At 60.7% G+C, this 24681-nt stretch carries 25 protein-coding genes; 11 read left to right on the top strand and 14 right to left on the bottom strand.

What is annotated here, in order from left to right; all coding sequences use genetic code 11:
* From HU762_RS00530 to HU762_RS00500, 7 genes are all read left to right on the top strand, one after another.
* Positions 1 to 1023, top strand: coding sequence for a glycosyltransferase family 2 protein (locus HU762_RS00530; RefSeq protein WP_186631429.1), 1023 nt, complete (start codon positions 1 to 3; stop codon positions 1021 to 1023).
* Positions 1024 to 1115: 92 nt separating this feature from the next.
* Positions 1116 to 1802, top strand: coding sequence for a methyltransferase domain-containing protein (locus HU762_RS00525; protein WP_186631426.1), 687 nt, complete (start codon positions 1116 to 1118; stop codon positions 1800 to 1802).
* Entirely contained in the window at positions 1799 to 2206 is a 408-nt protein-coding gene (locus HU762_RS00520) for a GtrA family protein (RefSeq protein WP_186631424.1), read from the top strand. Before HU762_RS00525 ends, HU762_RS00520 begins: the two co-directional genes overlap by 4 nt.
* A 2-nt stretch (positions 2207 to 2208) precedes the next feature.
* Positions 2209 to 3489 (top strand): sugar nucleotide-binding protein, encoded by a 1281-nt coding sequence (locus HU762_RS00515; protein WP_186631421.1) that lies wholly within the window; start codon positions 2209 to 2211, stop codon positions 3487 to 3489.
* On the top strand, positions 3479 to 5065 hold the full coding sequence (locus tag HU762_RS00510) for an FAD-dependent oxidoreductase (protein ID WP_186631418.1): 1587 nt from the start codon (positions 3479 to 3481) through the stop codon (positions 5063 to 5065). Before HU762_RS00515 ends, HU762_RS00510 begins: the two co-directional genes overlap by 11 nt.
* Positions 5062 to 6171 carry a UDP-N-acetylglucosamine 2-epimerase (non-hydrolyzing) gene (gene wecB, locus HU762_RS00505; RefSeq protein WP_186631416.1) on the top strand — a complete coding sequence of 370 codons (1110 nt, stop codon included), beginning with the start codon at positions 5062 to 5064 and terminating at the stop codon, positions 6169 to 6171. Before HU762_RS00510 ends, wecB begins: the two co-directional genes overlap by 4 nt.
* Positions 6168 to 7268, top strand: a complete 1101-nt coding sequence (locus HU762_RS00500; protein WP_238340321.1) for a glycosyl transferase — start codon at positions 6168 to 6170, stop codon at positions 7266 to 7268. The genes wecB and HU762_RS00500 overlap by 4 nt, the downstream gene beginning before the upstream one ends.
* A gap of 130 nt (positions 7269 to 7398) precedes the next feature.
* Here the strand turns inward: HU762_RS00500 and HU762_RS00495 are convergent, their stop codons facing one another.
* The gene (locus tag HU762_RS00495) at positions 7399 to 8775 is read right to left on the bottom strand and encodes a PLP-dependent aminotransferase family protein (protein WP_186632902.1); all 1377 of its coding nucleotides are present in this window, start codon (positions 8773 to 8775) and stop codon (positions 7399 to 7401) included.
* Positions 8776 to 8912: 137 nt separating this feature from the next.
* Here HU762_RS00495 and HU762_RS00490 point away from each other — a divergent pair, with 137 nt between their 5' ends.
* From HU762_RS00490 to HU762_RS00480, 3 genes are all read left to right on the top strand, one after another.
* The gene (locus HU762_RS00490; RefSeq protein ID WP_186631410.1) at positions 8913 to 10202 is read left to right on the top strand and encodes a hydroxymethylglutaryl-CoA reductase, degradative; all 1290 of its coding nucleotides are present in this window, start codon (positions 8913 to 8915) and stop codon (positions 10200 to 10202) included.
* Positions 10203 to 10290: 88 nt separating this feature from the next.
* Positions 10291 to 10761, top strand: a complete 471-nt coding sequence (locus tag HU762_RS00485) for a hypothetical protein (protein ID WP_186631407.1) — start codon at positions 10291 to 10293, stop codon at positions 10759 to 10761.
* Entirely contained in the window at positions 10758 to 12146 is a 1389-nt protein-coding gene (locus HU762_RS00480; RefSeq protein ID WP_186631404.1) for a tripartite tricarboxylate transporter permease, read from the top strand. The genes HU762_RS00485 and HU762_RS00480 overlap by 4 nt, the downstream gene beginning before the upstream one ends.
* A gap of 17 nt (positions 12147 to 12163) precedes the next feature.
* Here HU762_RS00480 and HU762_RS00475 read toward each other — a convergent pair whose 3' ends face one another.
* Positions 12164 to 13174, bottom strand: coding sequence for a chemotaxis protein CheB (locus tag HU762_RS00475; RefSeq protein WP_186631401.1), 1011 nt, complete (start codon positions 13172 to 13174; stop codon positions 12164 to 12166).
* A 343-nt stretch (positions 13175 to 13517) separates the two neighbouring features.
* Here HU762_RS00475 and HU762_RS00470 point away from each other — a divergent pair, with 343 nt between their 5' ends.
* Entirely contained in the window at positions 13518 to 16289 is a 2772-nt protein-coding gene (locus tag HU762_RS00470; RefSeq protein ID WP_186631398.1) for a winged helix-turn-helix domain-containing protein, read from the top strand.
* Positions 16290 to 16293: 4 nt separating this feature from the next.
* Here the strand turns inward: HU762_RS00470 and HU762_RS00465 are convergent, their stop codons facing one another.
* From HU762_RS00465 to HU762_RS00410, 12 genes are read right to left on the bottom strand one after another with little or no spacing between them, the layout of a single operon-like run.
* The gene (locus HU762_RS00465; RefSeq protein WP_186631395.1) at positions 16294 to 17340 is read right to left on the bottom strand and encodes an EscU/YscU/HrcU family type III secretion system export apparatus switch protein; all 1047 of its coding nucleotides are present in this window, start codon (positions 17338 to 17340) and stop codon (positions 16294 to 16296) included.
* A gap of 24 nt (positions 17341 to 17364) precedes the next feature.
* The gene (gene sctT / locus HU762_RS00460) at positions 17365 to 18177 is read right to left on the bottom strand and encodes a type III secretion system export apparatus subunit SctT (protein WP_186631391.1); all 813 of its coding nucleotides are present in this window, start codon (positions 18175 to 18177) and stop codon (positions 17365 to 17367) included.
* Between the two features lie 6 nt (positions 18178 to 18183).
* A complete protein-coding gene (locus tag HU762_RS00455) occupies positions 18184 to 18453 on the bottom strand; it encodes a flagellar biosynthetic protein FliQ (RefSeq protein ID WP_048726514.1) in 270 nt (89 codons plus the stop codon).
* Positions 18454 to 18457: 4 nt separating this feature from the next.
* Positions 18458 to 19111: a type III secretion system export apparatus subunit SctR gene (gene sctR, locus HU762_RS00450; RefSeq protein ID WP_186631388.1), complete on the bottom strand. Its 654-nt coding sequence runs from the start codon at positions 19109 to 19111 to the stop codon at positions 18458 to 18460.
* Positions 19108 to 20160, bottom strand: coding sequence for a type III secretion system cytoplasmic ring protein SctQ (gene sctQ / locus HU762_RS00445; protein WP_186631385.1), 1053 nt, complete (start codon positions 20158 to 20160; stop codon positions 19108 to 19110). Before sctQ ends, sctR begins: the two co-directional genes overlap by 4 nt.
* The gene (locus tag HU762_RS00440; protein WP_186631382.1) at positions 20157 to 20627 is read right to left on the bottom strand and encodes a hypothetical protein; all 471 of its coding nucleotides are present in this window, start codon (positions 20625 to 20627) and stop codon (positions 20157 to 20159) included. Before HU762_RS00440 ends, sctQ begins: the two co-directional genes overlap by 4 nt.
* A 13-nt stretch (positions 20628 to 20640) precedes the next feature.
* Positions 20641 to 21969, bottom strand: a complete 1329-nt coding sequence (locus HU762_RS00435) for a FliI/YscN family ATPase (protein WP_186631379.1) — start codon at positions 21967 to 21969, stop codon at positions 20641 to 20643.
* Complete coding sequence (gene sctL / locus HU762_RS00430) at positions 21966 to 22559, bottom strand: type III secretion system stator protein SctL (protein WP_186631376.1); 594 nt, start codon at positions 22557 to 22559, stop codon at positions 21966 to 21968. Before sctL ends, HU762_RS00435 begins: the two co-directional genes overlap by 4 nt.
* Positions 22556 to 23191, bottom strand: a complete 636-nt coding sequence (locus HU762_RS00425; protein WP_186631373.1) for a type III secretion protein — start codon at positions 23189 to 23191, stop codon at positions 22556 to 22558. Before HU762_RS00425 ends, sctL begins: the two co-directional genes overlap by 4 nt.
* Positions 23188 to 23970 carry a type III secretion inner membrane ring lipoprotein SctJ gene (gene sctJ, locus HU762_RS00420; RefSeq protein ID WP_186631369.1) on the bottom strand — a complete coding sequence of 261 codons (783 nt, stop codon included), beginning with the start codon at positions 23968 to 23970 and terminating at the stop codon, positions 23188 to 23190. The genes HU762_RS00425 and sctJ overlap by 4 nt, the downstream gene beginning before the upstream one ends.
* 3 nt (positions 23971 to 23973) lie before the next feature.
* Positions 23974 to 24414, bottom strand: coding sequence for a hypothetical protein (locus HU762_RS00415; RefSeq protein WP_186631366.1), 441 nt, complete (start codon positions 24412 to 24414; stop codon positions 23974 to 23976).
* A gap of 9 nt (positions 24415 to 24423) precedes the next feature.
* Complete coding sequence (locus tag HU762_RS00410; protein ID WP_186631363.1) at positions 24424 to 24642, bottom strand: hypothetical protein; 219 nt, start codon at positions 24640 to 24642, stop codon at positions 24424 to 24426.
* Positions 24643 to 24681: the final 39 nt, after the last annotated feature.

Raw genomic sequence — 24681 nt, 5'->3', positions numbered from 1 at the left:
ATGAACTCAAACACAGCGCTTTTCACGGACGAACAACGCGTCGCCGTCGTCATCCCCAGCTACCGGGTCACCGCACACATCGCGGGCGTCATAGACGCCATCGGGCCGGAAGTGTGGCGAATCTACGTCATCGACGATGCCTGCCCGGACGGTTCGGGCGGGCACGTCCAGGCCTGCTGTAACGATCACCGGGTCAAGGTGCTGCCCCACGACGTCAACAAAGGCGTGGGCGGTGCGGTCATGACCGGCTATCGCGCGGCCCTCGCCGACGGTGCGAGCATCATCGTCAAAATCGATGGGGACGGTCAGATGGATCCGACCCTGATCCCGCTGTTCATCGAACCGATCCTGGCGGGAGAAGCCGACTACACCAAGGGCAATCGGTTTTTCAACTTGGAAGAAGTCCAATCGATGCCACGGCTGCGCCTGTTCGGCAACGCCGTGTTGTCGCTGATGGCCAAGCTTTCGACGGGTTATTGGGATCTGTTCGACCCCACCAACGGCTACACGGCGATTCACCGTGACGTCGCCAGGCTGCTGCCCCTGGACAAGGTCAGCCAGCGCTATTTTTTCGAGACCGACATTCTGTTCCGCCTGAACACCGTGCGCGCCGTGGTGGTGGATATTCCGATGGAAGCCCGCTACGGCGACGAAGTCAGTCATCTCAAGATCTCGAAAATCGTCGGTGAGTTCCTGTTCAAGCACCTGCGCAATTTCACCAAGCGCGTGCTCTACAACTACTACTTGCGCGATATGTCCCTGGCGTCGATCGAATTACCGATCGGGATCCTCATGTTGTTGTTCGGCATCATCTTCGGCAGCTATCACTGGTATGAGTCGGCGCAGCAGGGCATCGCGACGCCAGCCGGAACCGTGATGCTCAGCGCGCTGCCCATGCTCATGGGGTTGCAACTGATCATGGCGTTCCTCGGTTACGACATCGCCTCGGTACCCAGCAGGCCACGACAATCCAGGCGTGGTAAGGCAACGTCATTGCGGGAAGAAAACTCATTAAAACGCTGAGAGATTTTTTATCGGACCCGTCGCTCAAGGCATTCGATGTCGACGGCAGCGAACGCTTCGAACTTCACGGCAAAGTGCTTGAACGCAAGCGCATGCTTCGGGAAGTCTTCGTAGAGTTCCACCACGCGTTTCGTCGCCTGGCAGACCGCTATTTCGAGGTCGAGGGCCTTGAGGTGGAACTGGGGGCGGGCATTGCGCCCATGCGTAATTCGTTCCCTGAGGTATTGGCCACCGACATTGTCGCCACCGAACAACTGGACATGGCGCTCAATGCCGAGGCGATGAGCCTGGACGATCATTCGGTCAGGGCCTTTTATGGCCAGAACTGCTTCCACCACTTTCCTCATCCCGAGCGGTTTTTCACGGAGTTGGAAAGAACGCTCAAGATCGGCGGCGGCGCCATTTTGATCGAGCCTTATCACGGCCCCTTTGCCGCTTTTCTCTATAGACGCCTGTTCAAGTCCGAAGGCTTCGACATGCACTTCCCTTCCTGGGAAACACCGTCGAGCGGCCCCATGAACGGCGCCAACCAGGCCCTCAGCTACATCGTCTTCGTGCGCGACAGGCAAGCGTTCGAGCGCAAGTACCCAAGCCTGGAAATCGTCCACCAAGAAGTGTGCGGCAGTTATCCGCGCTACCTGGTTTCCGGCGGCCTGAACTTTCGCCAGCTGTTGCCTGACGCGCTGATCCCCGTGCTCAAAGTCGTTGAAAAAATGCTGTATCCGTTGAGGCGGATGTTGGCGCTGCATCACATCGTGGTCATCAGGAGGACCTCTTGACCTTTATCCGATACGGCGTCGTCCAGCTCATAGCCTATGCGCTGGACATGGGGGCCTTTTTGCTGTTGATCGCCTTGTTCGAGGACCAACCCGTCCTGGCCAACATCGCCGCCAAAAGCGTCGCCGGGGTGTTTGCGTTCTTCCTGCATCGGCACTTCACCTTCCAGTCGACCCACGGCAGCAGCAAGGCGCAAGCGGTGCGCTATTTCTCGTTACTCGCCATCAATATCCCGATCGCTTCGGCGCTGTTCAGCCTTGGACTGTATTTCGTCGATAACCCTGTCCCGATTAAATTTTTCTGCGATGTGGTCTGCGTGGCCCTGACCTACTGGATCAGCAAATTGTTCGTGTTTCATTCCGATACGCAGCCGCCGGTTCCCGCCGACCGCGTCGAAGGCGCATGACGATGAAGCTACTGATTACCGGCGCGACAGGCTACATCGGACAGCGCTTGTCAGCCCTCGCGGTGGCAAGCGGTCACGAGGCCATTTGCGCCACGCGCCAGCCGTGCCCCGCTCCCTGTGCCTGGCTTGCCTATGATTTGCGGGGGCCGGCTCCGAAATGCCCGGCGGGCGTTCAGGCATTGATCCATCTGGCGGCTGATACATCGACAAGTACTGACATTGGCGAAGACGAAGAAGTCGAGGCCGCCCAGGCATTGATCCGTTGCGCCCAACAAGGCTCGGCCAGGTTCATTTTCATTTCCAGTCAAACCGCCGAAGCCACCGCATCGAGCGTTTATGGCCGGACAAAATGGCGCATCGAACAACACGTGCTGGCCGCCGGAGGCACTGTGATCCGTCCCGGCCAGGTGTATGGCGGCCCCGAACGTGGGCTCTTTGGCTTGCTGTCAGGGCTGGTTCGCCGAAGCCCGTTCATTCCGATTCTGTTGCCGGCGCCTCGCGTGCAACCTATCCACGTCGACGACCTCGCGGCTTCGATACTGGCCGTCGTCGAGCGAGACGACGTGCCTGCCGAGGTCCTCCATCTCGGCGCCGTGCAGCCGGTTGCCTTCGGCCACTTCCTGAGGTTGATTGCAGTGCACCGGGTCCGAGCCCCGCGCCTGCCCATCCCCTTGCCGGTGGCCTTGCTCAGGCTGTTGCGCCGATTACTCGGGGAGGCCTTGAGCACGAAACTGGGCCTGGAGCGGATTTTGTCCCTCATCCGCTTGCCGCCCATGGACAGCGAGCGCTCGCTGCACACACTCGGGATCCAACTGCGCCCCCTTGCCGACGGCATGCATCGCTCCGGCCACGGACAACGACGAGGACTGCTCCAGGAAGCCACGGTTCTTTTGCACTACCTGCTCAAACGCCCGCCGAAAAAAAGCCTGGTCAGGCGCTATGCCAGGGCGTTGGAACGTGCGGCTAGAACCCGTCCCATTATCCACTCTCACGTGCTGATGGGCTGGCCGATACTCCTCGCGCTCCTGGACAACCCCGGCGTCCTGCAAAAGCCCGACGGCCAGGAGCTGGCCTGGCGCCTGCAGGTTGCACTCGCAATCGCCGAAGCCAGCCCCCAGGGCGCCCAAGTGTTTCTAGGCTCCCTGCAACGGCGCAGCCTGATCGCCACGCTGGTTGCGTTGGGACTCACCTCGGTCAAGGCGTTGGCGTGGGAGCTTGCGGCGCTGGCGTGCCGTCCCTTTGCCCGCCGGCTGTTGCTTGGACGTGAAGCCCGTGAAGCCTGAATTCGATGTGATCATTGTCGGCAGCGGCCCGGCCGGGACGTCAGCCGCCTATCCGCTGGTCAAGGCTGGCCTGCGAGTGCTCATGGTCGATGCCCAGGCCGATGCCGGTTCGTCGATGCTGCCAACCCGCTCTTTTCTCGATGCCAGGGCCAACGACGAGCATCAATGGAAATGGATGATCGGCAAAAACTTCCACGCGTTGAACCGACTGGACGCGGTATCGCCCAAGTTGAAGACGCCGACCCACGCCCACGTCTTCGAGGGGTTCAGCGCCGGCAATCGCATCGCGACCGACAACTTTATCGGCATCGGCTCATTGGCAACCGGAGGCCTGTCCAATGCCTGGGGCTGCGGCGTGGCAGCGCTCGGCGCCAGCGATTTTGCCGGGCTGCCCATTGATTATTCCGAGATGCAGGCCTCCTACGAAACGGTGGCTCGCCGGATCGGGATCAGTGGCCGGATCGACGACGACCTCTCAGGCTACTTCGGCCTCGATCAGTGGTCGCAACCGCCCCTGCCGCTGGACACCCTGCACCAACGCCTGCTCGATGACTACTCCCGGCGCCGACCTTGGTTTCCCGAGCTGGGATTTCGCCTTGGCCGCTCCCGGGTCGCCGTCTTGAGCCAGCCTCTGGAGGAGCGCAAGGCCTGTGACCTGTCCGGGACCTGCTTGTGGGGCTGCCACAACCAGGCCCTGTACAGTGCGTCGCAAGAGTTGCAAAGACTCAAGCAATACCCCGGCTTCCAGCACGTGCAGGATTTTCTGGTGGACGACCTGCTAAACCAGGACGGTGCATGGACAATCACCGACCAGCGCTCCGCCCGGCGCTTCGGCGGTACGCGATTGTTGCTGGCGGCGGGCACCCTGGCCTCGACCCGGATCGCCCTTAAGCGCCTGAACCATTTGGCCCCGATACCGCTGTTGTCATCGCCCACGGCGGCCTTCCTGCTGTGGTTGCCGAAAATGCTCGGAACCCCTCGGGCTTCAGCATTTGGCCTGGGCCAGCTGTCGTTCGCTCTTGCGCTGACGTCCAGTGCCACGGCGTTCGGTTCGACGTTCAGTACCACCGGATTGCCAATGAGCGAGTTTGTCAGCCGGATTCCCCTGGGCAAACGCTACAGCATCGAATTGCTGAAAAACCTGCTCAGCGCCTGTGTGGTCGGGAACATCTTCCTTCCCGGCCAACTGTCGAACAACACCGCGATCTTGCGCCCGGACGGCTGGTTGAGCATCAACGGCGATGTGCATCCCGAGCTCCCCGCGCTCATGAAGGTGGCCGAGGCAAAGCTGCGCCGGATCTATCGGAAAATGGGCGCGCTGTTGATGCCCATGAGCTTTACCGTCGGCAGGCCAGGGGCGGATATCCATTACGCAGGCACCCTGCCCATGCACTCGGCGCCCAGAATCGGGCAGACCGATTGCCTTGGCGAAGTGGCGGGTCTTCGTGGTGTGCATATCGTCGACGGAGCCTGCCTGCCCAGCCTTACCGAGAAATCCCACACGCTGACCCTCATGGCCAACGCGGACCGAATAGCGCGCTCACTCGCATTAACGATAGGGAATCGAAAAGCATGACTCCAAAGGTACTCTGCATCGTCGGTACGCGCCCGGAGGCCATCAAGATGGCCCCGGTGATCAAGGCGCTCCAGGCTGAAAAGAACATCGATTGCCGGGTGCTCGCCACCGCTCAACACCGAGGCCTGCTGGACCAGATACTGCAGGGATTCGCCATCACCGCCGACCTGGACCTGGACACCATGCGCCCGAACCAGTCATTGGCGGCACTGACCTCACGCCTGCTGCTCGGACTTGACGGTGTGCTCCAATCGGAACAACCGGATGTCGTACTGGCTCAAGGCGACACGACCACGGTCATGAGTGCCGCATTGGCGTGTTTTTACCTGCAAATTCCCTTTGGCCATGTCGAAGCAGGCCTGCGTACCGGGGACCTGCGCAATCCATTCCCCGAAGAAGCCAACCGGGTGATAGCCGGCAAGCTGACCCGCTGGCATTTCGCGCCCACCCAGCGCGCCGTCGACAACCTGCTGCGCGAAGGTGTCGCCGCCAGCGATATCGCCCTGACCGGCAATACCGTGATCGATGCCTTGCTGATGACTGCAGCCCAGGACTCAGTGTTGGCTATCCCACTGGACCCCGGCAAACGCCTGGTGCTGGTGACCTCCCATCGCCGGGAAAACTTCGGTGAACCGTTGCAGAATATCTGCCAGGCTCTCAAGCGCCTGGCCGAGCGGAACCCGGGCATCCAGATTCTCTATCCGGTCCATCCCAATCCGAACGTCAAGGATATCGCCCACCGATTGCTCGGCCGGACCCGGAACATCATCCTCTGCGCACCGCTGGACTACGCACCTTTTATCGCCGCAATGAAGCGTTCGTACCTGATCATCAGCGACTCGGGGGGCGTGCAGGAAGAGGCCCCGGCCTTGGGCAAACCCGTGCTGGTACTGCGCGAAGCGACCGAACGTCCGGAGGCGGTCGACCTCGGCGTGGTCAAGCTGGTCGGCGCCAACCGGGACAACATCGTCGAACAGGCGCAGCGCCTGCTCGATGACCCACAGGCTTATCAGGCCATGGCACGCGGGGTCTCCCCCTATGGCGACGGCAAGGCCGCAGCGCGCATCGTCGATGTTCTCAGGCAGTACTTCCAGGCATGCCCATGATCTATCTGTCCCCGGTGCCATGGGCGAGCTTCAGCCAGCGTCCTCACCATTTCGTCGACTGGTATCACCACCAGACCGGGGCCTCGGTACTGTGGATCGATCCGTACCCGACGCGCTTACCCACATTGAACGACTTCAGGCTCAAGCCGCCTGTGGCCGACCCGCCAAACGCCAGCATTCCCCCCTGGTTGCAGGTCTGCAAACCTCCAAGCTTACCCATCGAGCCCATCCCTGGCTCGGCGATGATGCTCAAGTGGCTGTGGCGCAACGTGTTCAAAACGGTCGCGGCATTTTCTGCGCCAGGGCCCAGCATGATCTGCGTGGGAAAACCTTCCGAACTGGCCTTGCAACTGCTGGCGCGGTTTCCGCAAAGCCATGCCCTCTACGATGCCATGGATGATTTCCCGGCCTTTTATCAGGGCCTGTCACGCCGGTCCATGGAACGTCGCCAGGCTCAGCTCATGCGTCGGGCATCCCAAGTACTGGCATCCTCAACACCCCTTCGCGACAAACTGCTGGGGATGACCGAACACGTGAAACTGGCCCTCAATGCGTGTGACATTGACCAACTGGCGCCGGTCGAAAGCCTGGACCTGGGTGCCAAACACCAGGTACTCGGTTACGTCGGCACGCTGGGTCGCTGGTTCGACTGGGACCTGGTCATCGCCCTGGCGCACGCCAATCCGGGAAACCGCATCCGGCTGATCGGCCCCCTCGCCACGCCGGCGCCTTGCGTACTGCCTGCCAACATCGAGCTGCTCCCGGAGTGTTCCTACGCTGATGCAATTACAGCCATGGCAACCTTTTCGGTGGGATTGATCCCGTTCAAGCTCAACCGCCTGACCGCCTCGGTCGATCCGATCAAATACTACGAGTACCGAGCCCTCGGCCTGCCCGTCATCTCCACCCGCTTTGGTGAAATGGCCCTGCGAGACCGGGAACCGGGCGTCTGGATCGTGGACAACGGTAGCGATCTGGGGGAAACCGCTGTTGCAGCGCTCGCCAGTCAAAACGATTATTCGACTGTTCGTCAATTTCGTGAAAGGCATCTTTGGGCTCGGCGTTTTTCCGCGATAAATCTCCAAAATGGACAATGACGGTCGATAGAACTAGCCCATCGCCGCCCACCGCCAGCGTCGTGCCGGTGATGAAAAATCGAATGATTGCTCGCAGTTCTTGCGCATGGTCTCAGATCTGGATCTGACGAGTTGAAAGACTTGGGACTGCCTATGGCCGAAAGCCCAGGACAGCTTTGAACAACGGATCATTCAGATACGCAACATTCAATCTCGTCCATGGATTGATACGCGATTGCTCCGGTGAAAAAATGTGTCCAGGGGCGATCATGAAACCCTTTGGAAGCAGTTGTCGCGTCAGCTCCCTGGCATCGTCAATGTGAGGAAACCTGACCCACAGATAAAGACTTTGCTCAGGACGAACAAATACCTCGGCGCCTATTTCGTCCAGAATCTGCAAGCCTTGCGTGGTAGCAGTCTTCAACCGTTCTTGAAGACGGATCAGATGTCGCAGGAAATGCCCCTCCATCAGAATCGCATCCACGGTTCGCTCACAAAGCTCGGATGTGCTGGTATGCAGCAGCATTTTCAGGTCACCCAATTCATCGATGACATCTTTACTGCCAGCGATAAACCCAACCCTTAATGCCGCAGAGACCGATTTGGAAAAGCTGCCTACGTACAGCGAGCGGCTCAACTGGTCCAGCGCGGACACCTTGATGGCCGAGGCCGGTTTGAAATCCGCCAACGCGTCGTCGTCCACCAGGATAAAGTTGTGCGCTTGCGCCAACTGAACCAACCGATGGGCTTTGCCGGGTGAAATATCGGAGCCCGTCGGGTTGTGCCCGACCGACTGCATGAAGAACAACTTTGGCTTATGCACAAGCAGATGCTGTTCCAGCACCTCCATGTCCGGTCCATCCGCCAATCTCGGCACAGACAGCATCAGCGCTCCTTGCAATTGCAACTTGCCGAACAGCGGGTAATAGCCGGGATCCTCGACCAACACGTGATCCCCCGGGGCAATAAAACGGCGGATGATCAGATCCAATGCGTGGTTCGCCCCATGGGTGGTAACGATCTGGCGAGGGCTGGCAGCAATTGAATAGGTCGCGAGTTTTTGCACTAGGTGTTGGCGAAGAGCGGCGTTCCCTAGCCGATTTCCGTAGCGAAAAAGTGTCGTGACCCCGATGCGCATGATTTGCCGGGTGAACTTGTCCAGCCGCAAATCCATCAGCCACTCGACGGGCGGAAAACCCTCACCGAGTGGCGATTGGCTGGGCTCACGGACAAATTGCTGGCGCATGAGCCAGATGGTGTCCATCGCCCGGGTGAACGGCAGCGGCTCTTCCGGTTCGTTGTTGCTCGGTGCGCCCTGTTTGACGAAGAAGCCCTGCCCATGGCGCGCTTCGACAAGCCCTTGCGAGGCCAGCGATTCATAAGCGTTGATCACGGTATTTTTCGAATGGCCAAACAAGCGCATGCACTCGCGCAGCGATGGCAAGCGGTCACCGACTCGATAGGTGCCATTGCCGATTTGCTCGACCAATGACGCCGCCAGTTGCTGGGCAAGTGTCAGCCGTGACATCGAAAGGAATCCTGAGTGAATGAATCGCAGAGGGTACAGCTTAGGTACTGTCTGTCCAAACTGTACCTTTTTCGCCAAGACACATGCGCATAGGGTGACAGCCACTCGACAACAATAACTGCATCAGGACTCGTCAAATGAGTATCGACTCCCGCCTCCCCATGTTCCGCAGCATGTCGCCCGCCGAACGCCTGGGTCACTTGCAAGAGCTGCTCGAGCTGCCAGAAGCCGATATTGCCCTGCTACGCGATGCCGGCGCCCTGCCCCTGGAAATAGCCGACGGCATGATCGAAAACGTCATCGGCAAATTCGAACTACCCTACGCCGTCGCGAGCAACTTCCAGATCAATGGCCGCGACGTCATCGTGCCGCTGGTGGTTGAGGAACCTTCGGTCGTCGCGGCAGCCTCGTTCATGGCCAAGCTGGCGCGCGAGGCCGGTGGTTTCCAGACGTCCAGCTCCCTGCCGCTGATGCGCGCCCAGGTGCAGATTGTCGACATCGAAGATCCGTTCAATGCACGCCTGAGTCTCTTGCGCCGCAAAGACGAAATCATCGAACTGGCGAACCGCAAGGACCAACTGCTGAACAAGCTGGGCGGTGGTTGCCGCGACATCGAAGTGCACAACTTCGCCCAGAGCCCTCGTGGGCCGATGCTGGTTGCCCACCTTATCGTCGACGTGCGCGACGCCATGGGCGCCAATACCGTGAACACAATGGCTGAAGCGGTGGCGCCACTGATGGAAGAAATTACCGGCGGTAAGGTACGACTGCGGATTCTGTCCAACCTGGCCGACCTGCGCCTTGCCCGAGCCCAAATCCGCATTGCCCCTGAGCTGCTTGCGACTGCAGCCTTCAAAGGCGAGGACGTTATCGAAGGGATTCTCGATGCCTACAACTTCGCCGTCATCGATCCTTATCGTGCAGCCACCCACAACAAAGGGATCATGAACGGCATTGACCCTCTGATCGTCGCCACGGGCAATGACTGGCGCGCGGTCGAAGCGGGTGCACACGCCTATGCCTGCCGCAACGGCCATTACGGTTCGCTGACCACGTGGGAAAAAGATGCCAAAGGGCATCTCGTCGGCACCCTGGAAATGCCCATGCCTGTCGGCCTGGTCGGCGGTGCCACCAAGACTCACCCACTGGCACAATTGTCGCTGCGCATCCTCGGTGTGAAGACCGCCCAGGAACTCGCCGAAATCGCTGTGGCCGTCGGCCTGGCACAAAACCTGGGCGCGCTGCGCGCACTGTCGACTGAGGGAATCCAACGCGGTCACATGGCGTTGCACGCGCGCAACATCGCCCTTTCCGCTGGCGCCAGAGGTGAAGAGGTCAACTGGCTGGCCAAGCAAATGGTCGAGACTGGTGACGTGCGCTCGGACAAAGCGGCTGAACTGCTCAAGCAAAAGCGTGCACAGTCATGATCAGGACCGTCTCGTAGAAACGAACCAAGTCACATCTCTCTTCACGTTCATAACAATAAAAGCCCGCAGGGGCGATGGGAGAACCTTTATGAAAGCCGAACTGTTTGAAGTATGGGGCGACACGGTAGACGGTCGCCACCTGCTGTACTCCATTGGCATCGGCGCAGTCGTCAGCCTGGGTGCTTTCTTCGTGGCGCAGCACCTGCTTGTCGGCTGGGTCGAGTCTGCGCAGATGGCCCGCGCGTACGCGATGCTGGTGGGTATTGTCGGTTGCCTGGCAGGCGGAGCCATCAGTGCCGCGCTGTTCAAACCCAAGCGTCATGTCGTAGAACTTGTGGCAGATCCGGCATGGCGTTCAAAGATCCTGATCGAGTTGCAGAATGAATACGGTCCCCTTGGCCGCCTGAGCGACCTGCCACCCGCCACGCTCGCGGAGCTGCGTGAGTTGGACCTTCATGATCTGTTCGCTGACTACGAGAAAGGTCTTCAGACCTCCGCGGAAGGCTTCTATGCTCCCGCCGCGGTCAGCCCGGCGAGCATCAATGGGGGTCGGTCATGATCGAACCGTTGCTGGATCAGATCCTGATAGCGTTGGGCATGGGTATCCTGGGAGCCATTGTGTTCGCCGGGATCGGACTCATTTCAGGTAGCGATGAAACCACTACGCTCGCGCCGCTGACTTTACTGGTCGTTCTGCTGGGCGTGCCTGCCGCAGGGGTGCTGACATTCTTCCTGGCGGGCGCCGTGGCCAAACACATGACCCACGCCGTACCGACGGCCCTACTGGGTATTCCGGGCGACACCATGGCAACGCCACTGATGCGCGAAGCCAACTTCCTGCGCAACCTGGGCGTCCCCCACATTGCGCTGCGCAAGATGATCTCCGGTGCGGTCATTGCCGCGTTGATCGCTGTGCCGATGGCCGTGCTGTTCGCCGTGATGCTCGCGCCGTTCGGTGACATGATCAAGCGCGCGGCACCTTGGGTTTTCCTGGCGGCGGCGATCGCCATTGCATGGTTCTCCAAAGGCCGTATGGCGGCTGTGTTGACGCTGATCCCCTTCGTCATGGTGATCGTCGGCCTGCAAAGCATCACCGGTCAGTATGGGGTCAAGCTCAGTGTCAGCTACTTCCTCGGCATTGCCATCGGTCCGCTGATCGCCGCACTGTTCTGCATGCTCGCACCTGCCGAGCGAGCAACCATGCGACGCCAAGAGGTGCGCACTTTTTCCTTATCGCCCGACGTAAAAAGCTGGGGCGGATTTTTTCCGAATCCGCTCAGGGTGTTGGACAGCAAACAAAGCATGTGGACCGCCATCACCGCCGTAGTCTCCAGCGCCACCTTCGTGTTCAGCCCGGTTGCCATGACCGTCATCATGGGCGAAGTCGTCGGTTCCAGGGTCAAGCACGTCTACCATCGCATGACCACTGTCATAACCGCGCGAAACGGGGTCACCGAGTCAACCTACATCGCGGAAGCATTGATCCCGCTGATCGCTTTTGGTCTGCCTCTGAGCCCTGTTGCGGCGGGCCCGGCAGCGCCACTCTTCAATGCGCCCCCGCGCTTTAGCGTCGACACAGCGACCGGTCAGGTGCACAACTTGCACTCACTTCTGAGCACTTGGGAGTTCTTGGGGTATGGCATGTTGGCAGTGGTCATTGCCATCCTGATTGCCTACCCCTTCACCATGAATTACGCGCACAGAGCGGCCTCCTACGTGTCGCGCAAAATCAGCCACGAAGCTGTGATCTCGACGTTCGTTGGCCTGATCCTGGTGATTGGTATCTGGGAAGGTGGCCTCTTGGGTTTGCTGGTCATCATCACCATCGGGCTGCTGGGCGGATTTCTTTCACGCTTCCTGGGGTTCAACATTGGGGTGCAGTTCATGGGCTATTACACCGCCGTACTCACTGTCCCTGCACTCGTCGCCCTGATGCGCGCCTGACTCCCGGCAGACATGACTCAAATGGGGCGTAGCTTCGCCAACAGTGCTCGAAGAGTCGTCTTATGGCTCTCGAGCTCTTCGTTGGTCAGTTCATACTCCTGGACAGCGGCGTTTCGTCCGGAATCCTTACTGTTTTGAATCAGCCGGCCCACGAGCAACTGCTTTTCATGCAGCGCTCGAATCGCGACCCAGAGCGCTTCTTCCACTGTTTCATTCTGGGCTTTAGACAAAACGGTATAGGTATAGCTATGGCCGGTGTGGCAACGGAAACGCAGCGGTGTGGACCCCAGCTCCCACAGCGCGCCTCCGCATTCAGGACACGACATCCCAGCCTTCTCACCTACCGCCTCCAAGGCATGGGCGCCGCCAGAACTCAGATCCTCAGTGAGGTCGTTTTCCGTGGCAAAAGGCTCGATACGTCTCGGCTGCCAAGGCGAGTCAGCTTCGGTTCCCCACTGCTGGATGGTCTGCCCCAAGGTCTTTCCCAGTTCATCGAGCGGCAAGCATCCGTCCACCTCAACATGCCGAAGCGCATTCATCGGCATGGAGGGGGCTTCGGCCGTCTGCGGATCTTGAACGAATGCCATGCCACCGTATGCCTTGATCGCCTGAAGGCCGACGACACCGTCATCGAGCTCACCGGTCAGCACGACACCGATTGTCCTATTCCCGTAGCTGATGGCAGCGGATCGAAACATCGGATCAATCGCCGGGCGGGAATGGTTTTCCTTGGCGCTGCGGGCCAACTGCAACGTTCCCCGTTTGATCAGCAGATGCCTGTCCGGTGGCGCGACGTAAATACGACCGCTCTTTATTTCTTCCTCGGACATCGCAAAATCAATGTCCATGGCACTTACCTGCGCCAGAAGGCGTGGCAACAGACTTTGTCGATCGCCTATGTGCATCGTAATGAAGATTGCAGCGCGCAAGTCGCTCGGAAGATGGGGGAGCAGTTCGCGTAACGCCGCGAGTCCACCGCTGGAAGCGCCAATTACGATGATTTTGTCAGTACGGCTTTGTTGCGCCATAAATACTTCCTGACTAGCGACCTGGTCGCATGTTCACGGTTTCAAACCGCGGCTTATTCTGGAATTTTCCTGGGGAGATCTTCCTGCGACTCACGTGTCCCTGGGATTACATTCAGCGCCTGTCCTGTCTCTTCTGATACGTTTGAGCACCCGAAGGTTCGGAAAATCTCACCGTCAATTTCCAAGGTGTTGAGATCCGGGATTTCGGGAACGCCCACAACGGCCAATGTTTCAGCCGATACTAAAACAGTAATGATTCTCTCGGATGCTGCCAGTTACCTACTGAACATGGAAAAGGCGCATTCACGATGTGCTGGTAAGACGTCAGTCTGATAGGTATACGATGAATCTCGACAGCCCCAGCCCGGAAAGAACTCTTTGCGATAGCAGGCCGAACATCCCTGTACCGGACAACGCGATCTGTTTCGGCGCGTACGTTCTGATCCCACAGCATCATTTGCTGTTGAGAAACGGCGAACCCGTCCCTCTTGGCAGCCGCGCAATGCTCCTGTTGATCGCCATGGCCACGCGTGCCGGTGAGCTGATGGAGAAAGCCCAATTGCTCACTCTCGTCTGGCCCAGGGTGGTGGTCGAGGAATGTAATCTGCGGGCGCAGATCCTGACGTTACGTCGCACCTTCGGCGCCAATGGCGACCTCGGCTACATCGCCACCGTCCCGGGTCGCGGCTATCGTTTCGCCGCGCCGATAACCGCGCCATCGAACTCCACCAGGCCGCCCGACGAGGCTGAAAACGCTGAACTTCAAGGCACAATAAAGCGGATATTCGGCAGGGAAGAACTGCTGGACACGCTGGAAAAACAGCTTGAGCAGCGTCGCTTCGTGACCGTCACCGGCCCTGCAGGCATTGGCAAAACCACGGTTGCGCTGGCCTTGGCGAACCGGATGCGGCACCGATATCCGCAAGGCGTCAGTTTTATCGATCTCGCCCCAGTCAGTCGCGGTCAGTTGGTGCACGTCGTCATCGCCGCAGCCTTGGGAATCGACTGCACGGCCGACGACCCATCAATGGTCATCGCCAGTAGCCTCGCCACCAGCAAGGCATTGCTCATTCTGGACAACTGCGAGCACGTCCTCGAAGAAATCGCCAAGTCCATCGAAACGATCCTGCGCAGTGCCCGGCAATGCTCGGTGCTGGTCACGAGCCGCGAGCCGCTGCACGCCGAAGGCGAGTTCGTGCATGACCTGGCCCCCCTGCCGTTTCCAACGCCGGAGGCCCGCCTGGACACGGTGCAAGCGCTGGCCTACCCCGCCATCGCGTTGCTGGTGGAGCGCATCGCAGCGCACGATCTGGGTTACGTTTTCACGCATCAGGATGTCCCTGCCGTTGCCGCCATCTGCCGCAAACTCGACGGCAATGCACTGGCTATCGAGATCGCCGCCGCACGAGTACGAGCGTTCGGCATCGAGCCGCTGGTGAAGATGCTCGACGGCAGCTTTCGCTTGCAAATGACCGGTCAGCGTACCGCGCTCCCGAGGCATCGCACCCTGGGGGCCGCCCTGGACTGGACCCACGCGATGCTCTGCGCCGCTGAACAAGCCATGCTTCGTCAACTATCGGTGTTCACCGGCGTGTTCACCTTGCGCGCGGTGGAGGCCGTGATTGCCGTCGACAACCAGGACCCGGCGCAACTGATGGAAAACTTGGTGGACAAGTCGCTGGTGACCTCCTGCGGGCAAGGCTCGGCCAGACGCTACCGGCTGCTGGAAACCACCCGCCTCTATGCCGCAGAGAAACTCGCGGCGCAGGGCGCAACCGACACCACTGCGCGGCGTCACGCAAACTGGACGCTGGATGAGTTGAAAGCGTCCGTACAAGGCCTCGTCACAACGCCCCCGCAAGCCTGGCTCGCTCGGTATGGGACACAAATCGACAGCGTTCGCGCTGCGCTCGACTGGGCGTATTCATCGCGAGGCGACTACGGATTGGCGGTGGAGCTGACGCTGGCCAGCCTGCCGCTCTGGTTGCGCCTTTCACTCAGCGCTGAATACTACGACTGGGTCAACCGCGGCCTGCAGCCCATCTACGACAGTGCGCCCATCCAGCAACGCCAACGCATGCTGTTACTGACCGCCTCGGCCAGCGTCATGATGCTTACCTTTGGTGGCGGTGCAAAGATCCGCAACGCATGGCAGCAAGTCAGCGAAGACGCGCTGATGCTCAATGACACCGAGCATCAACTGCGTGCGCTGTGGGGCCTGTGGCACGATAGAAGCTGCGCGAATCAGTACATTGCCGCACTTGAGCTGGCCGATCAGTATGTGGCGTCAAGTCAAGGCGCGGCCCACAGCGACCGCCAGTTGCTCGGCCTGCGCATGCGTGCCAATGCGCAGTTCCACATGGGTCGGTTGGAAGATGCACGACGCTCGGTGGTCGAAGCCCTGAGCGCCCCGCTTTCGGCGAACACCCACTTGATCGACCTGCATTTCGACCAACGTATCGCCGCGCGGTCGCTGAAGGCGAAGATCCATTTGTTGCAAGGGGATGTCGCGGCGGCGCTGTCGACACTGGAAAAAAGCGTGAGCCAGGCCATCAGCCTCAATCATCCAGCCACGCTGTGGTACACGTTGTGCATTGGCGCGATTCCGACTGCTTTATTGGTGGGGAATGAGCGAAAGGCGCGTTACTACCTGTCGGTGCTGCAAGACAGCTTGGAAGCTCATGATCTTTATTTGTGGCGCCAGTTCAGCCGGTGTTTCGAGCACATACTGCTCATCCGCCAGGGCGCTGCGGAAGACGGCGTACCGGGCCTGGGCGAAGTCCTAGAGCAGTTGCAGGACCAGGGTGGCAGCCCCCTGTATAGCCTGCTTCGCAGCGAATACGCCTTGGGGTTGGCCATGCTCGGGCTGGAGCACCGCAGCCTGGAGATTGTCGATGAAACCCTGCAAACCGTTCGAAGCCGCGAGGAGCGCTGGTTTGTTCCGGAACTGTTGCGCATCAAGGCGCAGCTTCTGCTCAAGCAAGGCAACCCGCTGTCACATCGCGTGCTTCAGGATGCGTGGAACGAGGCTGACAACCAGGGTGCACATTTCTGGTCGACGCGTATTGCGGCTGACCTTGGCCGTTTGAAGACGCGCGTCTGCAACGCCAGTTGAACCTTCAAATCAACCGAGCCGCTACCAGCAGGTCAGCCACGGCCTGAAAGGTAGAGTCAGGCACCGGTTCACCGGGCACCGCACGCTTGGCAATTTCAGCGGCCAGCTTGGCGCTCAAGCCGTGGGCGATACCCAAGGTCGCCGCTTCCGCCAGCATGGCCGACGAGTCCTGCGGCTCGGCGCGGCACACCACAACGGGAACGGGCGTCTCGCCACGGACATAACGCACACCGACAACCCAGCCGCCGCCGGTGCCGATCATCAACGAGGCACGCCCCAACCCGAGCTTGGTCGCCAGCGCCTGCATTTCCCGACGCTGGCGCTGACGTTCGCTCTTGACCAGCGGGTCACCGTCGACATCCTTGCGCTCGCGTTTCTGCTCACTGCGGGTCATTTTCATGTCGCGGCCGAACAACCAGCGCTGCATCAGCACGTCGACGCAACCGACCAGCAGAAAGGCGGCCAGCACAGTCAGCATCAGGGGCTTGAGCACCAGGTAAAACGTCGATTCGATGCATCCGGCTCCGCAGCGCGATGATTCCATCAGCGCCTGCAAGGCATGCCGGCCGACCACATAAAATGCCAAAGCGAGCATGACCAACTTCACCAAGCCCTTGAGAAATTCCACGAAACTGCGCATCGAAAAAATACGCTTGAACCCTTCAGCCGGGTTGATGCGTTTGAAATCCGGCTTGATCGGCTCCACCGAAAATACAACGCCGCGCATTGAAACGATGTTGGTGACGATGACCACGCCTACCGTTACCGAAACCACCGGCAAGGTGATCGTCAGCACCAGCTGTCCAGCGGTATCCAGCACCCGAGGCCAGACGGAGTGAAACGGCTCGATGTACAGCAGCGCAACCATGTCCAGCAACGCCGCCACTTGAGCCTGCGCCCGCGGCAACAGGATCGATATGCAGAGTGTGCAGAACAGGATGACCATCCCGGACACCAGGTCCTGGCTTTTGGCGACCTGGCCCTTCTGCCGTGCATCACGCAGTTTCTTGTCCGTGGCCGGCTGGGATTTTTCTTCGCTGCTATCGCCCATGCAAGGCCCGCGGTGCACAAGGGCTCATAACGAACCTGCCAGGGTTTTGAGGAACTCCACCGTACCGCGAAATTCGCCCAACTGATCGAGCATCACCGGAATCAGGAAGCCGATATAGATCACCATCAACACCGTGAAGAACAGGTTCTTGACCGGCAGTGACATGTCAAAAATATGCAGACTTGGCGCCATCCGCGACAGGTACGCAAGCATCAGGTCGGTCACCAGCAAGCAAATGATCAGCGGCGAAACCATCAGCACGCCGACGCGCATCACCTGGTCGAGGATCGACAGCACGGCTATCAGCGCCGAGCTGGCGAATAACGGGGTGAACGCCGTTACCGGCCACAACTGGTAGCTGTGGTAATAGCCGTCGACCAACATGATGAAGCCGCCGGACATGAAGAACAGCGTAATCAGCATCACCGTCAACAGCGTCGCCATGACGCTGGATTCGCCGGACGACAACGGGTCGACCAGTTGCGCCATGGTCGAGCCGCGCTGCAGGTCGACCAGCTCCCCCGCCACCTCGGCCGCCCAGAACGGAATGCCGAACAACAGCCCGATGAGCACGCCGATCAGCATCTCCTTGACCATCAAGCCCGCAAGGAAAAAGCTGCCGTGCTCGGGTAGTGCCGTGAAAGCCCCGAATACCGGTACGAACATCGGAATGGCGATCGCCACCGCGACACAGCCGCGGATCATCCCGGTCAGGCCGAGGCGATTGAACGCCGGGGTAATGAGCACCACGCCCATGGCACGGCTGGCCGCCAGTGCCGCCGAGCTGATGACCGGGTACGCAACCTCGAGGAAGGCGTTGGCGACGTTGGCATCCATGTAGGCTCAGCGCGTCCACAACGGGAAGTTATCCAACACTTCGCTGCCAAGCTCGGCGACCTGGCTGGCCAACAGCGGCCCGACAAACACGATCACCAGCAGCACGGCAACCAGCTTCACCACTTGCGGCAAGGTCTGGTCCTGGATCTGCGTCAGCGCCTGCAGCAAACCAACGCCCAGGCCAACAACGATGGCGATACCAAGCGCGGGTGCTGACAGCAACAGCACGGTCATCAACGCCTTGTTCATCAACGAAAGAAAAACATCCTGCCCCATGATTTCACCCGTAACTTAGAATCAGGCCATGCATCAAGCGCGACCAGCCGCTCAAGGCAACAAAGAGAAAAATCTTCAGCGGTATCGATATGAGCGTCGGTGAAACCATCGACATGCCCATCGCCATCAAGACATTGGCGACCAGCAGGTCCACCACCAGGAACGGGATGTACAGCAGGAAGCCGATCTCGAACGCGCGTGTCAGCTCAGAGCTGACAAAGGCCGGCACCAATACCACCAGATCATCGTCGCGCAGGTCTGCACGAGCTTCGGACGACCAGATCGTTTCGGTGGCCTGCACGAAAAAACCGCGCTCGCTTTCGTTGGCGAACCGCGACAAATGCGCCTGCAACGGCGGCCTGAGCGCATCACCGAGCTCCCGGAGTTGCTCGACGTTTTCCATATTCAAGTTGCGCCCTTCGACTTGGCGATACATGTCACCAATCAACGGCGTGGTCACATACACCGAAAGAATCAGGGCGATGCCATACAGCACCAGGTTCGGCGGCGTCTGCTGCACGCCCAAGGCGTTGCGAATCAGAAACAGCACCACGGATATCTTCATGAAACCCGTCAGGGTCACCACGGCCAGCGGAATAAGGCCGATGGTGGCAACGACCAGAATGATTTCGATCAGGTTGGGCTGGTAGCCATTCATGGCGTGCAGAAGCTCAGAAGACGTACGCCCAGACCGTCGCCAATCTTCACGAGTTGGCCCTGGCCGACGCGTCGACCGTTGACCATAAGGTCGACGCCGGCGTGCAACTGCGGCGCCAGCTGCACCAGGCTTCCCGCTCCCAACTCACGCAATTGCGCCAGCGACAGGTCCACGCTGCCGACCTGACACACCAGTTTGAGCGGCAGGTCGTCCAGGGTGGTGTCGAGCGCAGTGTCCAAATCGGACCCGACGGTTGTTACAGACATGGGATGTTCCTTCAAAGAGTTAACAGCAGTCGGTTGTTCAAGCAACTTCAAGGTGTCGCCATCGCGTTCAGCGCGGGCTTGCAGATGAGCGCCGAGCGCCAGCCGAACCTGCGCCTCGGGCCAGTCCTCCAGCATCAGCACATCACCCGGCCGCAGGCTGCGCAGCTCGGCCACGCTCAGCCAGGCCTCGCCCCCCTCCACCGCCAGCGGCAAACACAGCGCAGCCAATGATTGGGTTGCGGGAGCGGCGTACTGATCCAATAGCTTGGCGATCAGCCGGGCGGCATCAGCGCTCATATGCAGCGGCACCGCCCACAGTGAATGCTGGGCAACCTGCACCTGCAGCATCAGGCTCAGCACAGGCGGCGAGTCAGCCATGTCCCCCGGTTCTACAACCCGCAACGACTGGCCGGTCAGTTGCTCCAGCGGTTCGATCAGGCTGAGCAAAGCCAATTCCAGCAGCAGCACGCCGGGTAACCGCTGCAAATGCTCCAGCGGGTAATTCGCCAACCCGAGCACCTCGAGCGCCGGAGTCGGCAGTTGCAACACAAGCGGGTGATTACCCAGCGATAAATGGATGTCGAGCAATGGCTCGAGCGGCGCGGTGACACCGGCCAACAGCACGCTGACCGGCTGGTCGGCGCAGTGCCCCTGCCAGGGTGCGCGGTGGCGATGCAGTCGATTGTGCAACGTCAGCCATTGCGGATCGTAGATGGGCAACCCGCTCAGTGCTGTATCGGTGCCTGGCTCCGGCGCCAAGCATTCGCGCTCGCGGCAGGTCATGCCGCGCCCCTCGGCGCAGCAGGAACATCGTCGGCATCGTCCCGAGATTCCCCAGCGCGACGCTCGCTTCGCAGGCGCCCCTCGAGCAGCGAGTCGCACGCATCGGCCTGACGCTGCCGCGCCATGCGGGCCGCGCGAAACACTTCGCGCTCCTGCTCCTGTACTTCGAACAACTGCGCAGCCTGCTCGACTGATTCTTCCAACTGACGCCGACTACCCGCCAGCTCGTTCAAATGTTCCTGGGCGGCGTGCCAGGCATTGATCGACAGCCCATCACTGAAAGATCCGTAGATGCGCTCGGCCTCGCGAGCAAGCGATTCCCGATGCAAGTGCAATTTGTCCCTGGCGTCATTGAGGGCATGATGCGTGTCGCTGCACCGTTGCTGCTGAGCGGCCAACTGGCTGGCGGCACGCTGCTCGCGCAGCTGACGCAAGGCCTGCAAGGTGCGTAAATCATTGGTCTTCATAAAGCCTCCGGATTCATGCCAAGACCTTGCGCATGTGGCTGAGCGTCTGTTCGGCACTGCTCGGTTCAGCCGCGCCCTGGCGCATGAACGCTTCGATGGCGGCATGCCGTGCGATGGCCTCGTCGGCCAGCGGATCACTGCCGGCGGCGTATTCGCCGACGCGGATAAGCATTTCGATTTCATTGCGCCGCGCCATCAGCTCGCGGATGCGCATGGCCAGGTGACGCTGCTCATCGCTGCAAACCTGATCCATCAAGCGGCTGCGGCTGCGCAACACGTCCACCGCGGGGAAGTAATTGCGCTGGGCCAGTTCAGCGCTAAGCACAATATGTCCGTCGAGAATCGAGCGCGCCTCTTCCGCCACGGGGTCCATCGATACGTCGCCCTCCGTCAGCACGGTGTACAGCGCGGTGATGCTGCCGACCGGGCCAGGCCCTGCGCGCTCCAGCAGGCGCGGCAACGCGGAAAAGAATGACGGCGGATACCCGCGCCGGGTCGGTGGTTCGCCCACAGCCAAGCCGATTTCCCGCTGCGCACGGGCGAACCGGGTCAGGCTGTCCATCAGCAGCAACACATTGCGGCCCTGATCGCGGTGATATTCCGCCAGCGCCGTGGCGACGTATGCCGCGCGCACCCGCTCAGCGGCGGGTCGATCAGAGGTCGCGACCACCGCCACGGTGCGTGCGCGTGCCTGGGCATCCAGTTGCACATCCAACAGCTCGCGCACCTCCCGCCCCCGCTCGCCGATCAGGCCGATGACGATCACGTCCGCGTCGGTGTGGCGCACAATGCTCGCCAGGAGCGAAGACTTGCCCACCCCCGGCTCGCCGAAGATGCCCATGCGCTGCCCTTGGGCCAGGGTCAGCAAGCCATCGATTGAGCGCACGCCGAGGGACATGGGTTTGACGATCAGTTGTCGGGAAAACGGTGGCGGCGGTTCGGCATGCAGCGGGTAATGCCGCATGATTCCCAGGGGCAGGACACCGTCGCCGTCCAGATAATCCCCCATCGGGCTGATCACCCGGCCCAATTGCGCGTCGCCGACGCTGACCCCCAGCGTCTCGCCGGTGGCAATGATTTCGGTGCGGGTCGACAGGCCTTCCATCGAACCGATGGGCGACAGAATGGCTTCGTCCTGCTCAAACCCGATGACTTCCGCCGCCAGGCTGCGACCGCTGCTTGGATCGCGCAGTTGGCATAGCTCGCCGATGCGCACGCCGGCGACACTGGCCCGCAAGAGCACGCCGCGAATGCTGCGCACTGTGCCTTTCATGGGCCGCGGCCGCGCTTCGCCGAGGCGCTCGGCCAGGCGTGGAATAATCGCCGTCACTTCAACGCTCACGACTGCTGACCTTCTGCAAACGGTAGCAGGTAGCGGCGCAGATTATTCAGTTGCGCCTCCAGACCCAGTTCCACAGACCCGACAGGGCTGCTCAGCCGCGCCTGGCCAGGCGCCAGTTGATCGTCAGCTTCGACCGTGATCAGTGGCGGGCTGTCCAGCTTCGAGTTCAGGCGATGACGTACCGCCTCGACGTCCTGTCGGGGTACGAACAGGCACAGGGATTGATCCTGGCGAAACGCGTTCAGTGCCTTGCGGGTGCAACGCACAATTCGCTCAGCGTCGTCCATGTCGTCGAGCACTTCACGCACGATGCCCAGGGCCAGATCGGCCATGGACGCTTCCAGGCCGGACAACCAGCTATCGACCTTCAACGACGTCTCGACCAGCAACGCGCCAACTTCTTCGGCGCCCTGTTGGCGAGCGCTTTCGAAGCCCGCCTCGCGAGCCTGCTCCAGCCAACGCGCGCTGTCGTTGCGCAGGTTCTGCGCCTCCTCCTTCGCGGCCTGGACAAAGGCATAGCCATCGATCCACAGGTCGGCCTGTTCGGCACGAAGGATGCGCGCTGCGGGACGGGTGGGTAGTCCGCTCATCCGGCCACCTCCCCGTCTGGCGGGCCAAATGCCGCGGCGGCGCGGCGCACGATGTTCGGGTCCGCCGTGCTGGGCGAGTCGTCGACCTGCGTCAAGTCCAGACGCAACCGGAGCCAGTCACGCAACCCGGCCGGCTGGCGCTGCAGCCAGGCCGTCACACAACGGGCGCCATCATGGTCAATGGCTTCGAGCAACTCGGCAGGTTCGCGCAACAGGTCCGCAGCGCCCGCCAGCAAGCGATGCGCGAGGGCCAGCGCGAACACCTCGCTGCCCAGCGCATTGCGCAATAAGTTGACCCGGTCGCTGCGAATTTCGCGGCTCAACGTCTGCGCGTGCCAGATCGCGCCGCACAGACGCGGCAAGCGCTTGAACGCTTCGGGAGAGAGCAACAGCACCGCAAGATCCTGTTCGTCCGGCGGCGGCACAAGCGCGAGCGCCGGCAGGCGGAAATGGCCCATCAACTGCTGAAGCAGCCGCTCCTGGAAACGCGGCATGGTGTACAGCGCCGCATGCTGTTGAGCGGTTAGCGGCTGCGACCAGCACTCATGCAGATGGCGCGTATTGACGAAGGCCAGCGGTTGGTCCAGCAAGGTTTGCCAGGCTTGCCGCAGAGGGCTTGGAACCGCTGTCATTGCGCGTCTTCCAGCACGTACACCGACTGGGCACCGCGCCGCTGCCAATGCTGCCAACCGATAACGCCGGCAAGCCCCAGAGTGCAGAGCAGCAGGAAACCGAAGATCAGCCGCGCCCGGGGCAGATTGTCTTCCAGCATCCACATGCCCAGAAAGCTCGCCAGGCGCGGCTGGGCACCGCTGCGTTGGCCGGCGACAGCAGCCTTGATGGCCGTCACCGAAACGCCTTCGTAGCTCAGGCCGGAAATCCCGTTGGCGACCAGCGTCTTGATCTGCGGGATCAATTGATTGATATCGGTGGCCGGGTCGTAGCGCACCAGCACGGATGCCGAGGAAGGCGATATCACGCGCTTGAGCAAGTCGTTGTCCGGCAGCACGACGTGCACCCGAGAAGAGATGATGCCGTCGATTTCCGACACGCTGTGGGACAGTTCTTCGCTCAAGGCGTAGACCATTTGCGCCCGCTCCTGGACCGGCGATGACACCAGGCCGTTACTCTTGAAGACCTGGCCCAGGTTGGAAAACGACTGGCCCGGTAAACCTGCTTCATCAAGCAACGCCATGGCTTGGGCGAAACGTTTTTCGTCCACCACCACCGTCAGTTGGCCGTTGTCCTGTACTTTGCGCGAGGCCGGAACGCCGTCGCGCAGCAGGACGGCGACCATGGCATTGGCCTCGCGCTCGCCGAGGTTGGTGTACAGGTCGATATCGCAGGCCTGCAACAATCCAGCAAAGGCAACGACGATCGTCAAACGCAGGGCACGACAGCGGTAGGACATGGCTTATTGACCTTTCAATAGCGTGTTGGCGGAGCCGGATATCTGCGTTGCACCGCGCACCACCATTTGCGTCTCGATGGAATAGTCGAACATCTTGCCCAGCGAATGGACGATCTGATCCACCTGCTGTTCACCGACCTTTTTCGGCGGCTGCCCGCTGTTGGCGTGGTTTTGTGCCGGCGCTGCCGCTGGCGTATTACCTGGCCCCGAGGCAGCGCCCGGCGGTGAGCCGCTGGTGAGGGCATCGGCGCGTTCGGAAAAACTGCGTGAGCGGTCGATGAATCCGTTCAGGCGCTCCATCAAGCCTTCGCCGATCTGATGCGGGCTGGCGCCCTGGGGCATGCCCTTGGCATTGCCGGCCATGTGTTCGAAGAGATTCTGCGAGGCCTGTACGCCTGACGGCGGCAATGCCGCCGTGGCGGGTGCTGCGAGACTTGCGGTCATGGCGGCGGCCTACTCTTCGTCGTCTTCGGATGACTGGGCTTCGTTCAGCATTTCCTGGGCCTTGGGCATGATGATGAACTGCCCGGCGACGGTAACGGCTTGGGTGATCAGGGCTTCGGTGAGTTCGTCATCGCTCATTTCTGCCTTGGATTTGTCCACTGCGGCATTGAACTGCGCTTCCGGCGTGGCGGTGATGTGGGTGGTGCTGTCGACAGGGCTGACTGACATCGTATTGCTCCTTACCAGTGGGTTATGGGCTTGCTGTTT

The sequence above is a fragment of the Pseudomonas sp. SWRI92 genome (assembly GCF_014268685.1).
GTDB classification, from domain to species: domain Bacteria; phylum Pseudomonadota; class Gammaproteobacteria; order Pseudomonadales; family Pseudomonadaceae; genus Aquipseudomonas; species Aquipseudomonas marvdashtae.
This window is presented reverse-complemented; position numbering and strand designations above follow the sequence as displayed.

Coding starts and splice junctions, on each gene's coding strand:
- HU762_RS00530 (WP_186631429.1), top strand. CDS start 1: ATGAACTCAAACACAGCGCTTTTCACGGACGAACAACGCGTCGCCGTC.
- HU762_RS00525 (WP_186631426.1), top strand. CDS start 1,116: ATGCTTCGGGAAGTCTTCGTAGAGTTCCACCACGCGTTTCGTCGCCTG.
- HU762_RS00515 (WP_186631421.1), top strand. CDS start 2,209: ATGAAGCTACTGATTACCGGCGCGACAGGCTACATCGGACAGCGCTTG.
- wecB (WP_186631416.1), top strand. CDS start 5,062: ATGACTCCAAAGGTACTCTGCATCGTCGGTACGCGCCCGGAGGCCATC.
- HU762_RS00500 (WP_238340321.1), top strand. CDS start 6,168: ATGATCTATCTGTCCCCGGTGCCATGGGCGAGCTTCAGCCAGCGTCCT.
- HU762_RS00495 (WP_186632902.1), bottom strand. CDS start 8,775: ATGTCACGGCTGACACTTGCCCAGCAACTGGCGGCGTCATTGGTCGAG.
- HU762_RS00490 (WP_186631410.1), top strand. CDS start 8,913: ATGAGTATCGACTCCCGCCTCCCCATGTTCCGCAGCATGTCGCCCGCC.
- HU762_RS00485 (WP_186631407.1), top strand. CDS start 10,291: ATGAAAGCCGAACTGTTTGAAGTATGGGGCGACACGGTAGACGGTCGC.
- HU762_RS00480 (WP_186631404.1), top strand. CDS start 10,758: ATGATCGAACCGTTGCTGGATCAGATCCTGATAGCGTTGGGCATGGGT.
- HU762_RS00475 (WP_186631401.1), bottom strand. CDS start 13,174: ATGGCGCAACAAAGCCGTACTGACAAAATCATCGTAATTGGCGCTTCC.
- HU762_RS00470 (WP_186631398.1), top strand. CDS start 13,518: ATGAATCTCGACAGCCCCAGCCCGGAAAGAACTCTTTGCGATAGCAGG.
- HU762_RS00465 (WP_186631395.1), bottom strand. CDS start 17,340: ATGGGCGATAGCAGCGAAGAAAAATCCCAGCCGGCCACGGACAAGAAA.
- sctT (WP_186631391.1), bottom strand. CDS start 18,177: ATGGATGCCAACGTCGCCAACGCCTTCCTCGAGGTTGCGTACCCGGTC.
- HU762_RS00455 (WP_048726514.1), bottom strand. CDS start 18,453: ATGGGGCAGGATGTTTTTCTTTCGTTGATGAACAAGGCGTTGATGACC.
- sctR (WP_186631388.1), bottom strand. CDS start 19,111: ATGAATGGCTACCAGCCCAACCTGATCGAAATCATTCTGGTCGTTGCC.
- sctQ (WP_186631385.1), bottom strand. CDS start 20,160: ATGACCTGCCGCGAGCGCGAATGCTTGGCGCCGGAGCCAGGCACCGAT.
- HU762_RS00440 (WP_186631382.1), bottom strand. CDS start 20,627: ATGAAGACCAATGATTTACGCACCTTGCAGGCCTTGCGTCAGCTGCGC.
- sctL (WP_186631376.1), bottom strand. CDS start 22,559: ATGAGCGGACTACCCACCCGTCCCGCAGCGCGCATCCTTCGTGCCGAA.
- HU762_RS00425 (WP_186631373.1), bottom strand. CDS start 23,191: ATGACAGCGGTTCCAAGCCCTCTGCGGCAAGCCTGGCAAACCTTGCTG.
- sctJ (WP_186631369.1), bottom strand. CDS start 23,970: ATGTCCTACCGCTGTCGTGCCCTGCGTTTGACGATCGTCGTTGCCTTT.
- HU762_RS00415 (WP_186631366.1), bottom strand. CDS start 24,414: ATGACCGCAAGTCTCGCAGCACCCGCCACGGCGGCATTGCCGCCGTCA.
- HU762_RS00410 (WP_186631363.1), bottom strand. CDS start 24,642: ATGTCAGTCAGCCCTGTCGACAGCACCACCCACATCACCGCCACGCCG.